This is a genomic window from Aneurinibacillus uraniidurans, assembly GCF_028471905.1.
In the GTDB taxonomy this organism is placed as follows: domain Bacteria; phylum Bacillota; class Bacilli; order Aneurinibacillales; family Aneurinibacillaceae; genus Aneurinibacillus; species Aneurinibacillus uraniidurans.
Genome location: NZ_CP116902.1, coordinates 2,638,862 through 2,650,847 on the forward strand (window position 1 = coordinate 2,638,862; position 11,986 = coordinate 2,650,847).

Sequence of the window (11,986 nt, forward strand, 5' to 3'; positions counted from 1 at the left end):
TATCATACGCCCGCATACCCGACAATTGTTCTGTAAAAATGAAATCCCCACTTTCGCTATATGCGACAGCAGGGATTTCACTTCAATCATCAAAAACAATATTCATTATCCAAACGCACGCGTCAGATTCGCCATCTCAATTGCCGCTGCCGCTGCTTCCCAGCCTTTATTACCTGCTTTCGTTCCCGCACGCTCAATTGCCTGTTCAATCGTATCCGTCGTCAGTACACCAAAAATCGTTGGAATGCCTGTGTTCATGCCGACTGCCGCAACTCCTTTTGCCGCCTCACTGCACACGTAGTCAAAATGCGGCGTCGCACCGCGAATGACTGTGCCAAGTGCGATTACCGCATCATACTTGCCAGACTCGGCCATTTTTTTCACGATAATCGGAAGCTCGAATGCACCTGGCACCCACGCAACGTCTACCGCATCTTCTGCTACATCGTGACGTTTCAGTGCATCCAATGCCCCACCGAGCAGCTTGCTCGTAATAAATTCATTAAAACGACCGACTACGATCCCTACTTTTAATCCAGTTCCAACGAGATTTCCTTCATATACGTTTGCCATCATCTATTCCCCCAGTTCATTTATAAGTGAAGCAAGTGACCAAGCTTCTGCTGTTTTGTACGCAAGTACCGTTCATTCGCTTCGCCTGCTGGCATCTGAATCGGTACCCGCTCGACTACCTCAAGTCCGTAGCCTTCAACCCCTTTAATTTTGCGCGGATTATTCGTCAGAAGCCGAATCTGCCGAATACCTAAGTCCGCTAAAATTTGTGCACCAATTCCATAGTCGCGCAAGTCCGCCGGGAATCCGAGCTTCTCATTTGCTTCGACCGTATCATATCCTTTATCCTGCAGCTGATACGCGCGCAGCTTGTTAATGAGTCCAATCCCGCGTCCCTCCTGCCGCATATATAGCAGAACACCGCTGCCTTCCGCTTCAATCTGCGCGAGTGCCGTATGGAGCTGCGGGCCGCAATCACAGCGCAGTGATCCGAATACATCACCCGTCAAGCATTCCGAATGGACACGCACAAGTGTCGGCGTATCTTCACAAATCTCGCCTTTCACAAGCGCAAGATGCTCCTTGCCATCCACTTCATTCGTATACGCAACCACACGGAATGTTCCATATTCAGATGGAAGCGTCACGTCTACCTCTCGCTGAACAAGCGTGTCATGCTTCATCCGATAGCGAATCAATTCCGCAATGGTGATCATTTTCAAATCAAGTTCAGCGGCTAATACCGCCAGATCAGGCACACGTGCCATTGTGCCGTCCTCATTCATGATTTCGCAAATCACCCCTGCCGGATACGCCCCGCACAAGCGAGCCAGATCAACCGCCGCTTCTGTATGTCCAGATCGACGCAATACGCCGCCTTTACGAGCCACCAGCGGGAAAATATGACCAGGTCGGCGAAAATCTTCCGCTTTCGTTCCCTTTTGCAGCAATGCCTGAACGGTATGTGCCCGCTCAAACGCCGAGATACCTGTTGTTGTCGTCATTTCATCTACCGATACAGTAAAGGCTGTACCATGACGATCTGTATTCTGTCCGACCATCGGGGCAAGCTCTAACTCTGCCGCTCGCTCTTCTGTAATCGGCACGCATACAAGCCCGCGCCCGTGCGTTACCATAAAATTAATCATGGCCGCATTTGTCTGCTCGGCAAGTGCGATAAAATCTCCTTCATTCTCCCGGTCTTCATCGTCGACAACAATAACCGGCTTGCCCTGTTTCAAATCGCTAAGCGCCTCTTCAATTGTATGAAACATCCGCTGTTCCTCCTCTATAGAAATCCATGCTCCGACAAGAAAGATTCCGTCAGCGTGCTCTTCTTCTGCTTCTCTTCCCGGAAGGTCAAAAATCGCTCGATGTATTTGCCAATCATATCGCACTCCAGATTAACTGCACTTCCGGCCTGCTTATGCATCAGTACCGTTTGCGCAAGCGTATGCGGAATAACAGATACGGTAAACGTATCGTCCTTTACCGCCACAACCGTCAGGCTGATGCCATCAATGGCAACGGAGCCTTTCGGGATGATGTAGCGCAAAACCGCACTCGGTGCCTGAATCTCAAACAAAACGGCATTGCCATACGGCTTGCGGGATGCAATCGTGCCCGTTCCGTCTACATGCCCGGATACAAAATGTCCACCAAACCGCTCACCTGCCGCAAGCGCCCGCTCCAGATTTACTGGATCACCCGGCGAAAGTTGACCAAGTCCGGTACGCGCAAGCGTCTCTGGCATGACGTCAGCGGTGAATGTCTCCTGTGTATAGGATGTCACGGTCAGACATACACCGTTAACTGCAATGCTGTCACCTATTTTTACTCCCTTAAGTACGGTCTGCGCTCGAATCGCAAGCACCGCCGCTTCTGGTGCACGCCGAATACTCGCAAGCGCTCCAACTTCTTCAATTAATCCTGTAAACATGGCCGCTCCTTCCACACCGGATACCCGGAGATTTTCAGATCAACTCCGACCGTCTCCATCTTGAGATCTGCCAGATCAATTGCATCTGCCATCTGCTCCACTCCGATTCCGCCAAACGGTGTTGGGGCGAGATGGCCCGCCACAAGCTTCGGGGCTACATACGTGATCAGCTTGTCTACCGCACCTGCTGCCAGAAACGAAGCATTCACCTCGCTGCCGCCCTCGACTAGAAGCGAGGTAATTCCTTCTTCCCCAAGTATCCCAAGCATGGTTTCAATATGAACTCGCTGCGTCATCTTGGTCGAAAAAACGCGCACCCCCATCGATTCAAGCACCGTCCGCTTCGCCTGATCGGCACGGTCGGTCGTAAACACCCATACCGGCGCTTCCCCGTCTGTCAGCATCCGTGCCGTCTCCGGGATGCGAAGTGCTGTATCCAGTACAATTCGCACCGGATTCTGGCCTTTTTCCTCCGGCAGTCGAGTCGTCAACTGTGGATCATCCGCAATCACCGTGCCTACCCCGACAAGAATCGCATCATGCTCATGCCGCATCCGGTGTACATCCAGCCGCGCTGCCTCACCCGTAATCCAGCGACTGCTTCCGGTCTGTGTCGCTACTTTTCCATCGAGTGTCATCGCCGTCTTAATCGTCACAAACGGTCTTTTTTTCGTAATATACGTGAAAAACACTTCATTCAACTTCTTCGCCTCTTCCTCACACACACCGCAGGTTACGGAAATACCTGCTTCCCGCAGACGAGCCACTCCTCGACCTGCCACAAGTGGGTTCGGATCAGACGATGCAATCACGACAGATGCAACACCGCTCGCAATCAACGCATTCGCACACGGCGGGGTACGCCCGTGATGGCTGCACGGCTCCAATGTTACATACGCAGTGGCCCCACGTGCCCGTTCTCCTGCCATACGGAGCGCTTGCACTTCCGCGTGCGCTTCTCCTGCCCGCAAATGTGCGCCCATCCCGACAATTTCTCCATCACGGACAAGCACACAGCCGACAAGCGGGTTTGGACTTGTCTGTCCACGCGCCGCTTCCGCAAGCGTAAGCGCCAGCTTCATATACGTATCATGCCCCATCTGTCCCTCACCTCTTCTGTCAACATAAAAAAGCCCTGAAGCGAATCACCGCTTTCAGGGCATATTATCAGAAAAAAGATATATCGATATTCAGGTAGCACAAATACACATGCTATCTCTTGCTCGTCCCCACGCCAAATAAACCTGTGCGCATGACATCAACAAAAAACAGCTGGTACTGTGCCCAATACCAGATCGATCCTTCTCCCATCCAGACTATACTGTCGGTCCCGGAATCACACCGGGTCAGCATTGGTTCAGACGAACCGCAGCTCACGGACTGAAGGGACAGATGCCCCTATCACCGCCGGTCGGGAATTTCACCCCGCCCCGAAGGATATTACGTATGAAAATGTACGTTCAGTATAAAGCAAGAGATTGCGTCTGTCTACATTAAAAGTTAGAAAAGAATAATAACTTGTAAGAAAAAACAAAGACTGTATTAGTTTTTATACGATAAAAACTAATACAGCCCTCTATAACATTACTCTTCGATTACTTTAACTTCTTTCATTGCGTCGCCTTGCTTGATCGCATCTACATAATCCATGCCTTCAACAATTTTACCGAATACAGTGTGAATGCCGTCAAGGTGTGGGAACGCATCATATGTGATGTAGAACTGACTTCCGCCTGTATCTTTACCAGCATGTGCCATAGCCAGAACGCCACGCTCATGCTTGTGCGGGTTGCCTGCTGTTTCACATTTGATTGTGTAGCCAGGGCCGCCTGTCCCTGTTCCTTGCGGGCATCCGCCCTGTGCTACGAAGCCCGGGATAACACGGTGGAATGTCAGACCGTTGTAGAAGCCTTCGTTTGCAAGTTTTTCAAAGTTAGCTACTGTACCCGGTGCTTCTCCATCGTGCAGAAGGATTTTTACCTGGCCGCCTTTTTCAAGATCAATAACAGCGTATTTACTCATATGTAAGTACCCCTTTCAGTCAATCAAGTATGTATATGTTATACTCCTCGATTATACGCTATACACAGCGAAAAAGAAAACGTCTGCTAGTCCTCTCCGACGAAAAACAAATGCGCCGGGCAGCGGCAATCAGAAGAACCGAATCTTCGCACCGGAATTTCTCCCTTTGCTTCTTCCATGAGCCGGGCAAACAGTTCGCATTCACCTTCCGCACCAGAATACGTCTGCACGTCGACAACGTCCATATACGGACGCACATAATCAAAATGCCAGCGCATCGTTTTCTCCATTCGCATATGCCGCTCTACCCTGGCTCGAATATTTCGTTTCGCACTTCCAACATATACGTACAATCCACGCACGAACAGAAATGTCCCGAGCTTTCCAACCGTAATCTCTGTATCACTTGGCAAATACGCCTTAACATGATACAGCGTATGCTGTTCATCGATTCTCACATTCATTTTCCTTACCATCCCTTGCCTAATATCATGAAAATATTACATAAAATTAACTGTAAATACATATGAAAATCCCTACTTAATCATTAAGATAGTAACTGTTATCATGAGCCCAATTTGCCTATGTGTTACTGTTATTATACTAGAGGAGTGTACGTAAGGATGAAAATCAGGACAAAGCTTATTTTGGGAATTAGCATGCTGTTTATTTTCAGCGTGAGTATGGGGATTCTTGCGGTTATAGAGAACGAAAAAACGCAAGTCTCGTATAACAATGTTTTAAAAAACAGAGAAGATGTACGGTATTACTTGAAAAATATCCAATATAGAATTGTAGGGATTTCTAATGATGAAAGGGCGTATTTGCTTACAGGAGACAGCCAGTTCAAAGATGAGACCGAAAAAAAGATAGCGGATATCAAAGAATATCTATCCATTATTAAAGGACGAGAGTTAAGCTCGGATGAACGTGAAGCCATCGGGAATCTGGAGAACGGTATCCATGCCTTTCTAGAAGTAAGTACTGTAGTTAAAAACACGTATGAAAAAGATAAACATAAAGCCCTTCAACTTCATCTTACCGATGAGCGAGATGTGCGAAAGAAAACGATGGATCCGACTATTAACAAAGCGGTGGAATTAATAGACAAGCATACTGCTATGGATTTAGACAAAATAAATAAAAGTAATTTTGTAGCGAATACCATTTTACGGACTCTTGTTCCTGCATCCGTAATTTTTGGTTTGATTGTGATGGTTCTTTTACTACGTTCCATTAAACCTCTCGAATTGTTACAAAATGAATTTAAAACGATCGCCAATGGAGACTTAACGCAACCTCTTGAAATAAAATCAAAAGACGAAATTGGCGAATTATCCAGTTCAGTCAATGTGATGATTGAAAATTTGCGTTCTACCATTTCAACCATTAGCGACTCCTCTCATCAAGTATCAACCGCTGCAGAGGAGCTGCTAGCAAGTTCTGAACACACCCATCGGGCAACCGAACATATTACGGTAACAATTGAGGAATTAGCATTAGGTACGGATAAACAGGTACAAAGTGTGGAAGAAACATCTCAAATCGTCGACGAGATGTCTAGTCGTGTGCAACAAATTTCGATTCGCACCCAAGATGTTTCTACTACCGCCACCCATGCTCTCGAAAAAGCTATGGAAGGAAATCAGGCGATCCAAACGACGGTTGAACAAATGAATTCCATAAGCGAAACGGTCGAAGGTTTTACACAAAAGATCAAGGAATTGGGCGAACGTTCGAATGAAATCGGGGAAATTGTCGAGGTAATCACAAGTATCGCAGCTCAAACAAACCTGCTCGCCTTAAATGCAGCAATTGAAGCAGCACGAGCGGGAGAGCAGGGAAAAGGATTTGCGATAGTCGCGGATGAAGTTCGGAAATTAGCAGAACAATCCGCTCAATCTGCTGAACAGATTGCCAGGTTAATTACAGGCATTCAGGTAGATACAAACGCAGCAGTTATATCTACGGAAAATGTAACAAAAGAAGTGGAAGAAGGAATTCATGTTGTCCATGTAACCGGGGAGTATTTCAAGCAAATCGAAAATAAAATTGACCAGGTTGCCAATCAGATTAAAGAGGTTTCAGATTCAGTTCATCAAATATCGTTCGGTACCGATCAGGTTGTTCATTCCATAAATACGGTTACGGGAGTGGCAGAGGTAGCAGCTTCAAGAACACAAAGTGTGTCTGCCGCTACTGAGGAACAATTTGCCTCGATAGATGGTATTATTTCAGCCGCCACGTCTCTTTCTAAGATGTCGGAAAATTTACAGACGTTGATTGAGCGGTTTAAAGTTTAATAACAAATAGCATAGCGCCGGATTTACCTCCGGCGCTTACACCGCTTCCCCTAGAACCAGACTATTTTTTCTCAGTAAGCGGAACAGTAATAAAGGTCGACTGACGCGATTTTTCATCCGCTTTACTCCCTGAACCTAGCTGGTGAGGAATCAGCGCTTCAATTGTAATCTGCTTCGGAATGTCTTGCATGGCAGCAAATTTTAATGTATCTGTGATCGTGACCATGCCATTACCTTCATCTTTCGGTGCACTTCCCGAGCTCGGCCCTCCTGACATCCGTTTCATGTGTTCATCATAGCCGATGTAGTAGAAATCATTCATCTTCTCTTTTGACACGGTCCGCTTGACAATGACCTGCGTTGTTGCCGGTGAAAACGTCACCCTTTCTACCGTATACGTCATGCCGTTCCATTTCTTTGTTACCATAGGCCGGAATGTCGTACTCGCCTTTGCCGTTTTTTCCATCGAGATCGGCAGGATAAATTTCCAATTTCCTGCGACACCATGAATTGCTTCTACATCAAGCTGCAACGTGAAGTTCTCCAGCGACTTTTCTTCTATCTCAAAATTGAGGTCAATCTTTCCCACATATTCTCCGTTATCACGCGCTACTTCCTTCGCATCGCCGATCCACTGGATTTGGTCGGTTTCCTTCACACCAATCTTCCATTGCAAGGGCATCAGATCGCTGCTTACTTTAAGCGGTTGATTGTTCTGCGGCTTTAGCTTGTAGCCAATCGCCAGCCGTGAACCGTCATAGAACACATCCGTTATCGTCATCTCAACGCCTTTATCAGTCGCTATTTTTTGCGGCTGGGATGTCAAACCACGCTCACTCATGTCTTTCAGCACTGGATCTCCAGTCTTTTCAAATACCGAACCAATCAGAGGAACCTCACGGAGAACTTGAGCCATTGCCGGAGAAACGAATCCAGACCCGATCACACATAGCGTCGTAACCGCGACCGCCCCTGCTACGTACGGCCAACGGGGACTTTTGCGTGGCGGAATCGCAGCTGGGAGTTCCGGAAGATTGTTTAATGCGTCCGCAAGTCCCTTACTGAAAAAATCTGGCACTTCTGTTTTTTCCCGTCCCAATCGGCTCAGCATCTCGTCCATTTTCTTCTCATTCATGGCACAATCTCCCTTCCTTTTTCTCCACCGTGTACGATACAGCTAATTTCGTCCGCGCCCTCGTTAGTCGAGACTTTACCGTTCCTTCCGGTATTTCCAGCAGGCGAGCCATTTCTTTTACCGATAAGTCTTCGAAATAATACAGCATAATGACGATCCGTAAATCATCTTCAAGTGCCTGAACAGCATCCTGTAGCGCCATATCTCCTTCAAATGTTGAGCAGGCCTGCTGCTCTATAATTTCCTCCATCGGAATCACCCGTTTTTTCTGTCGAATAATGCGCTGACATTCATTCATGACAATCCGTATGAGCCACGTTTTAAAAAACTTCGGCTCACGTACGCTCCGGATTGATGCGTACGCTTTCATTACAGCCTCCTGCGCGGCATCTAAGCATTCTGTATCGGACTTTAAAATTGAACGGGCGATTTTATAGATGCTCGTTTCACACTGCTTAATTAAACGTACGAACGCTTCCCGGTCACCCTGCTGTGCCTGGATGACATTGTATTCGTAGAAATCAGTGTCCACTCGTTGTCCCTCCTTTTTCGTCTCTATGTATTAGATCATCTGGAATGGTATTTGGACCATACGAATGAAAAAAAGAGCAGATCATTCTCCTGCTCTTGTGATGTGCTTATCCTTACATACATTTTCTTTTAAAATCATACCCTCTCCACGATACCCAGATCTGGCTAGCAATGAAGATAGAAGAGTACGCACCGAATGTCAACCCGATAATCAACGCAAGTGTAAAATTGCGAATGCTTTCACCGCCAAAAATATAAAGCGCAAGCGAACAAATGAGTACCGTCAACACCGTATTGATCGAACGGGCTAGCGTCTGACCGATACTGTAATTCACGACATGCTCAACATCTTGCACCGTTTTCACTTTCACCCGTTTCAAGTTATCCCGAATGCGGTCAAAAATAATAATATTATCGTGAATGGAGTACCCAACAATCGTTAAAATCGCAGCGATAAACGGTAAATCCACCTCAATCTGAAACAGACTGAACAGCGTGATCACCAGAAACACGTTGTGCAATAGCGCAGCAATAGACGAAAGTGCAAACCGAAATTCGAAGCGAATTGTCGTATAGATCACAATCCCAACCGATGCAATGAGTATCGAGTACAGCGCCGAACGCGCGAGTTCGCGACTGATCATCGGATTGACCATACTTTCCTGCACGTCTACGTGATTGCCGTATGCCGCCTGCACCGCTTTCGTTAACGCGGCTACCTGATCTTTATGAAGCGGCTCGGGAAATTGAAGCACTGCCATGTCGTTCTTACTTCCCGCGGTTGTAATACTTCCCGGCTTCAAGCCTATTTTTTCTACCGTTTGTTTCACATCGTCCTCATTGAACACTTTTCCGATCTGAACTTGAATCCTTGTCCCGCTCTTAAAATCAATTCCTAGATTTAGATTCATCGTACAGAGAGAAATAATCCCTGCAACAATCAAAAATGCGGAAAGGATAAAATATTTTTTTCGATGCGTAACAAAGTCAAATCGATAATCCGTACATTTATCACTCATGCTGATCACGCCCCCTCGCCCCGTAATACACCGGTTTATTAAATGCGTTGGAGCGAACAGCAAGGCTCAGTAAAAAACGTGAACCTGCAACCGCTGTAAGCAGACTTACCACAATGCTTAAGATAAGCGTTACCGCAAATCCTCGGATGGCACTCGAACCGAAGTAGAACAAAACAAGCGCACCAATTACACTGGTCACATTCGCATCAAGAATCGTGCGCAAGGAGCGTTTGGAACCAGCCCGCAGCGCGGACAGATACGATTTTCCAGAGTACAACTCCTCTTTCATACGCTCGTACATAATAATGTTCGCATCCACCGCCATCCCGATCCCGAGCACGAACGCCGCAATTCCCGGCAATGTTAATGTGGCCCCCATGAGATTCTGAAGCAGTATGAGCAAATAAATATAGGCCACCAGCGTAATACAGGCGATCACACCAGGCATGCGATAATACACCATCATAAATACAAACACCAGGAGCGTGCCGATCATCCCTGCTTTCACTCCGCTCTGCAGCGCTTCCTGTCCGAGCTTGGCTCCTACACTTGTAGAAAATACTTCTTTCATTTTCACCGGAAGTACGCCCGCATTTAAAATCGCGGCCAGCTCTTTTGCTTTCTGAATGTCCTCTTGTCCATCAATTCGAGCAAGACCGTTCGGAATGATTTCTTTGATGATTGCGGTCGTAATAGGTTGATCATCAAGAAAGATCGCCATCGGCTGTCCGACATATTTCTGTGTGACATCCGCAAACTTTTTCGCATCTTTAAACTGAAGCGTAACAACCGCCTGCTGAGTTTGTGAGTCCAACACGCCCTGTGCCCCGCTCTCGGCAAGGTCACGCCCTTCCATCAGCACATTCCCCTGCATGTCCCGAAATGTTAAATGTGCGGGCTTCCCGATCAGATTCCGTGCTCGCTCTTGATCTGTAACCCCCGCTAACTGCACACGAATGCGATTATCTCCCTCAACCTGGATACTAGGCTCCGCCATCCCAAGCGCATTCACCCGTTTATCCAATGCTTTTTCTGTATCACTCAGCAGTTGCTTCGTTACGTTTTGCTTGGCGTCTAATGGCGATACTTCATATAAAATTTCGAAGCCGCCACGTAAGTCTAATCCAAGTGTTGTCTGCTTCGCAATTTTTGTCCCGGTCATAACGACGAGTATTACTACCATCAAAACAATCAGACATAAAGCACCAAGCTTCCCCCATTTTATCATGCTAGTTTCCTCCTACGATCCTCATGCTCCCCCCTTCGTGAACATTACATATGTACATTCTTTAATGCTGAAACGGCAGTCCCCCATCCTTAAACGCAGTTCGATTATTACGGGAAGGGAGAACAGCCGTGCTTTTCGTAACAGTCGGCTGCTCCATCGTAATCGTCTGAACGTTTGGTGGTACAACAGGAACTTCGTATAACGCTAAGGTAAGAGCCATAATCGAGATAATTTGGCTTAACCGTTCTTTCATTTTGCGCCTCGTTTCTATTCATTACGAATCTGTAGTAATCGTACTACAACACAAAAATACATGTATTGTTAGTAGAGGATGATAAAGGTAATAGATAGCATTATTATAATGCAGAAACGACACCTTTCGTATAAAATTATGAGAATACTCATATTGCGAGGTAAAGATATGGATTTCGCCAAAATAGGCGCGCACATTCGAGACATACGAAAGTCATTAAAAATAACTCAGGGAGAAATCGCACACGGAATTTGCACGCAGGGATTAATTAGCCGCATTGAGAAAGGAGAGTTAATTCCTTCCGCTGACATTCTCTATAAAATCTCGAAAAAACTCGGTGTAGATATTAATTACTTCTTTCATTATGCGGAAACACCAAGTCTTGCATATGTACAAGAGGTGATGTATCAAGTGCGCAAGTTCATACGGGATCGTAATTATCAAGAGGTCGCCGAAATCATACATGTTGAAATGAAAAATCCACTATTTCAGCCGCCTGCCTTCCAGCAATTTTTACTCTGGCATCATGGAATCTGCACATACTACATCCAGAAAAATATGGAGGAAGCATTTGCACTTATTCAGAAAGCGCTTGATATGAGTGAACCGGGGAGCAACACTTATTCAGAACGTAACATTGAAATATTGAACAGCATGGCTATTTTATATAGCGAAGAAGGGCAGCATAAAGAGGCCATTGCTATTTTAGAAAAAGCAATGACCCATTTAAAAGCGTTGTCCCATCAAAAAGATGCTCGAATCGAAATTCGCTTGCTGTATAGCTTAGCCAAATCCCTCACAATCGAAGGGCAATATGAAAATTCCATTCATTACTGTCAAAGAGGAAGCAAGCTATGTCTTCAAGCCGAATCACTCTACTTGTTTGGAGAGATGACGTTTCAACACGGGTATAATTTATTACAATTGAATCGGAAAGAAGAAGCGCTTGTGTATCTTTATCGGGCTCGCAATATTTTTCAGCTGCAAAATAACGTAAATTTCGTGGCGTACATAGATGAAGAAATACGCTATCTGGATTAATT

13 protein-coding genes and 1 riboswitch are annotated in these 11,986 nt (G+C 46.3%); of the genes, 2 read left to right on the plus strand and 11 right to left on the minus strand.

The window, feature by feature from the left end; all coding sequences use genetic code 11:
• Positions 1–105: 105 nt before the first annotated feature.
• The 6 genes from ribH to PO771_RS13175 form a co-directional block, all read right to left on the minus strand.
• A complete protein-coding gene (gene ribH, locus PO771_RS13150; protein ID WP_272563168.1) occupies positions 106–573 on the minus strand; it encodes a 6,7-dimethyl-8-ribityllumazine synthase in 468 nt (155 codons plus the stop codon).
• A gap of 20 nt (positions 574–593) precedes the next feature.
• A complete protein-coding gene (locus PO771_RS13155) occupies positions 594–1,787 on the minus strand; it encodes a bifunctional 3,4-dihydroxy-2-butanone-4-phosphate synthase/GTP cyclohydrolase II (protein WP_272560157.1) in 1,194 nt (397 codons plus the stop codon).
• 14 nt (positions 1,788–1,801) lie between these two features.
• Positions 1,802–2,452, minus strand: a complete 651-nt coding sequence (ribE, locus tag PO771_RS13160) for a riboflavin synthase (RefSeq protein ID WP_272560158.1) — start codon at positions 2,450–2,452, stop codon at positions 1,802–1,804.
• Positions 2,437–3,552: a bifunctional diaminohydroxyphosphoribosylaminopyrimidine deaminase/5-amino-6-(5-phosphoribosylamino)uracil reductase RibD gene (gene ribD / locus PO771_RS13165; RefSeq protein ID WP_272560159.1), complete on the minus strand. Its 1,116-nt coding sequence runs from the start codon at positions 3,550–3,552 to the stop codon at positions 2,437–2,439. Before ribD ends, ribE begins: the two co-directional genes overlap by 16 nt.
• A 195-nt stretch (positions 3,553–3,747) precedes the next feature.
• Positions 3,748–3,894, minus strand: a riboswitch (FMN riboswitch).
• 142 nt (positions 3,895–4,036) lie between these two features.
• Positions 4,037–4,474, minus strand: a complete 438-nt coding sequence (locus tag PO771_RS13170; protein WP_272560160.1) for a peptidylprolyl isomerase — start codon at positions 4,472–4,474, stop codon at positions 4,037–4,039.
• Positions 4,475–4,560: 86 nt separating this feature from the next.
• Positions 4,561–4,938 carry a GIY-YIG nuclease family protein gene (locus PO771_RS13175; RefSeq protein ID WP_272560161.1) on the minus strand — a complete coding sequence of 126 codons (378 nt, stop codon included), beginning with the start codon at positions 4,936–4,938 and terminating at the stop codon, positions 4,561–4,563.
• Positions 4,939–5,097: 159 nt separating this feature from the next.
• Here PO771_RS13175 and PO771_RS13180 point away from each other — a divergent pair, with 159 nt between their 5' ends.
• Positions 5,098–6,777 carry a methyl-accepting chemotaxis protein gene (locus tag PO771_RS13180; RefSeq protein ID WP_272560162.1) on the plus strand — a complete coding sequence of 560 codons (1,680 nt, stop codon included), beginning with the start codon at positions 5,098–5,100 and terminating at the stop codon, positions 6,775–6,777.
• Between the two features lie 61 nt (positions 6,778–6,838).
• Here PO771_RS13180 and PO771_RS13185 read toward each other — a convergent pair whose 3' ends face one another.
• From PO771_RS13185 to PO771_RS13205, 5 genes are all read right to left on the minus strand, one after another.
• Positions 6,839–7,912, minus strand: a complete 1,074-nt coding sequence (locus PO771_RS13185; protein WP_272560163.1) for a DUF4179 domain-containing protein — start codon at positions 7,910–7,912, stop codon at positions 6,839–6,841.
• On the minus strand, positions 7,905–8,444 hold the full coding sequence (locus tag PO771_RS13190) for a sigma-70 family RNA polymerase sigma factor (RefSeq protein WP_272560164.1): 540 nt from the start codon (positions 8,442–8,444) through the stop codon (positions 7,905–7,907). Before PO771_RS13190 ends, PO771_RS13185 begins: the two co-directional genes overlap by 8 nt.
• 112 nt (positions 8,445–8,556) lie before the next feature.
• Entirely contained in the window at positions 8,557–9,462 is a 906-nt protein-coding gene (secF, locus tag PO771_RS13195) for a protein translocase subunit SecF (RefSeq protein WP_272560165.1), read from the minus strand.
• The gene (secD, locus tag PO771_RS13200; RefSeq protein ID WP_272560166.1) at positions 9,455–10,690 is read right to left on the minus strand and encodes a protein translocase subunit SecD; all 1,236 of its coding nucleotides are present in this window, start codon (positions 10,688–10,690) and stop codon (positions 9,455–9,457) included. The genes secF and secD overlap by 8 nt, the downstream gene beginning before the upstream one ends.
• Before the next feature lie 61 nt (positions 10,691–10,751).
• The gene (locus tag PO771_RS13205; RefSeq protein WP_272560167.1) at positions 10,752–10,943 is read right to left on the minus strand and encodes a hypothetical protein; all 192 of its coding nucleotides are present in this window, start codon (positions 10,941–10,943) and stop codon (positions 10,752–10,754) included.
• A 168-nt stretch (positions 10,944–11,111) separates the two neighbouring features.
• Between PO771_RS13205 and PO771_RS13210 the strand changes: the two genes are divergently transcribed.
• Positions 11,112–11,984, plus strand: coding sequence for a helix-turn-helix domain-containing protein (locus PO771_RS13210; protein WP_272560168.1), 873 nt, complete (start codon positions 11,112–11,114; stop codon positions 11,982–11,984).
• Positions 11,985–11,986 lie beyond the last annotated feature (2 nt).

Bases quoted from the DNA above. Each gene is read 5' to 3' on its own strand.
- PO771_RS13170 (WP_272560160.1), bottom strand. From the start codon at position 4,474: ATGAGTAAATACGCTGTTATTGATCTTGAAAAAGGCGGCCAGGTAAAA.
- PO771_RS13155 (WP_272560157.1), bottom strand. From the start codon at position 1,787: ATGTTTCATACAATTGAAGAGGCGCTTAGCGATTTGAAACAGGGCAAG.
- secD (WP_272560166.1), bottom strand. From the start codon at position 10,690: ATGATAAAATGGGGGAAGCTTGGTGCTTTATGTCTGATTGTTTTGATG.
- ribD (WP_272560159.1), bottom strand. From the start codon at position 3,552: ATGGGGCATGATACGTATATGAAGCTGGCGCTTACGCTTGCGGAAGCG.
- ribH (WP_272563168.1), bottom strand. From the start codon at position 573: ATGGCAAACGTATATGAAGGAAATCTCGTTGGAACTGGATTAAAAGTA.
- PO771_RS13205 (WP_272560167.1), bottom strand. From the start codon at position 10,943: ATGAAAGAACGGTTAAGCCAAATTATCTCGATTATGGCTCTTACCTTA.
- PO771_RS13210 (WP_272560168.1), top strand. From the start codon at position 11,112: ATGGATTTCGCCAAAATAGGCGCGCACATTCGAGACATACGAAAGTCA.
- secF (WP_272560165.1), bottom strand. From the start codon at position 9,462: ATGAGTGATAAATGTACGGATTATCGATTTGACTTTGTTACGCATCGA.
- PO771_RS13175 (WP_272560161.1), bottom strand. From the start codon at position 4,938: ATGAATGTGAGAATCGATGAACAGCATACGCTGTATCATGTTAAGGCG.
- ribE (WP_272560158.1), bottom strand. From the start codon at position 2,452: ATGTTTACAGGATTAATTGAAGAAGTTGGAGCGCTTGCGAGTATTCGG.
- PO771_RS13180 (WP_272560162.1), top strand. From the start codon at position 5,098: ATGAAAATCAGGACAAAGCTTATTTTGGGAATTAGCATGCTGTTTATT.
- PO771_RS13185 (WP_272560163.1), bottom strand. From the start codon at position 7,912: ATGAATGAGAAGAAAATGGACGAGATGCTGAGCCGATTGGGACGGGAA.